The sequence below is a fragment of the Bacteroides sp. RTP21281st1_H5_RTP21281_210402 genome, assembly GCF_040918965.1.
In the GTDB taxonomy this organism is placed as follows: Bacteria; Bacteroidota; Bacteroidia; order Bacteroidales; family Bacteroidaceae; genus Bacteroides; species Bacteroides congonensis.
In genome coordinates, this window is the sequence record NZ_JBCOWR010000052.1 from 1 (window position 1) to 1,499 (window position 1,499).

Annotated in this window: 2 protein-coding genes; both read left to right on the forward strand. The window is 42.2% G+C overall.

The window, feature by feature from the left end:
- On the forward strand, window positions 1–301 hold a 301-nt coding region (locus tag AB5443_RS25265), incomplete at its 5' end, for a type II toxin-antitoxin system PemK/MazF family toxin (RefSeq protein ID WP_147349576.1).
- A gap of 36 nt (window positions 302–337) precedes the next feature.
- Window positions 338–736 carry a hypothetical protein gene (locus AB5443_RS25270; protein WP_005799260.1) on the forward strand — a complete coding sequence of 133 codons (399 nt, stop codon included), beginning with the start codon at window positions 338–340 and terminating at the stop codon, window positions 734–736.
- Window positions 737–1,499 lie beyond the last annotated feature (763 nt).

Here is a 1,499-nt window from a genome sequence, read left to right on the forward strand (position 1 = left end):
GTATTGGGTAGAGTTAGACCCTACCCGTGGGGGTGAAATGGCAAAGACACGGCCATGTGTAGTTGTCACTCCTTCAGATTTGAATATGTACCTTACAACAGTAGTCATTGTTCCGATAACCTCAACGATAAGAAATTATCCTTACCGGGTTCTGTGTTCTGTAGCCGGGCGTGAAGGAGAGATAGCCACTGATCAAATTCGCACGGTGGATAAAAGCCGGCTGAAAAGAAAGATTGGAGATTTGAATTTCAGTGAGATAAAAAGGTTACGTGAAGTATTTCAGCAAATGTTCTGTGAATAATGGAAAGTACGGAAAGAAAAATGCAAATAAGACATTATGAAACCAACTGACTACATCGAATGGGATAACCTGAAGGATATTCCATTCTTCCTCTGTCAAGTAGTCGAGGACAGAGAAAAACAAGATTTGGATATTTACTATTTGGGCAAACGTGTCTTGCACGATTACGACCATGTGGGGCACTATTTGCGGACTGCCGTTATCTTGTTCCGCAGGGTAAAGAGCCGCACAGCAGACTGGGTAAACCTGCGTAACCTTTGGACGCTGCGCAACTGTGTGCGTGAGAACTACAATCACGGCATAGGAATGAACGACCTTATTTTTGGGGAGAATTTCGATGGAGATAATCTCGATACGCTTACACCACTTACAAAGAAACGCTTTGATTTTTTGTGTAAGCGGATTAAGGAACTTGACCCATATGCAACTATTTAACACTCCATTGAGTGAAGGCAGGGCTTGTCTTTGTGTGCTCCCCCTTTGGGGGACGGGAGGGGGATAAGAAAAAAAATACCACCGGAGATGTCGGATATCCGTCAATTCACTCCGGTGTTTTTTTTGCAACTCTCCCGTATCGCTCGGCAAGGGTTGTCTTTGTGTACGGCAAAGATAGTTTTTTTTCCGGAAGTATCTTTGTCTGTTGTGGATTTAGTAGTGTATTTGTGTCAGAATTGCGCAGCCGGGGGAATGGGGGCGAGCCCCCATACTAGATAAACTAGAAAGTTTCGTGGTAAATGCTTTTTGACTTGTTATATGTAGGTTTTTTGAATGATGTTTGGCGGTTTGGAATGAATTACCTACTTTTGGGCTGAGAAAAAACGAAAGCCCGAAGGCAGTAACCAACGGGCTTTGTATTTTAAGAATTAGCAATCGTTTGTGTTCGTTCTTGGCGGGGCGGATACCAAACGAAAGCCACATCAAAATTTCATATGTGCAAAGATAGAACAAATATAACCAACTGCAAAGAAAGTCCGTTAAAAAACGGTTCTGATAGTCTTAAAAAAAAGGCTAAAGTAAAAATCATATCCCATAATTTTACTCGAAAACTTTCGGAAAAGAATCCGGATAGTAAGCTGATGAAAGCATATATGGATGCCCATGTGTGTTCAAATGTTTATACTGTGCAGGGAGGTAAGGCGCATTCCCATTATTGTCATCGGGCTTTTTGTCCTATCTGTCAGCGTATTCAAACGGCACA

What these genes read in the sequence shown, in the direction of transcription:
- AB5443_RS25270 (WP_005799260.1), top strand. Translation starts at nt 338, where the DNA reads ATGAAACCAACTGACTACATCGAATGGGATAACCTGAAGGATATTCCA.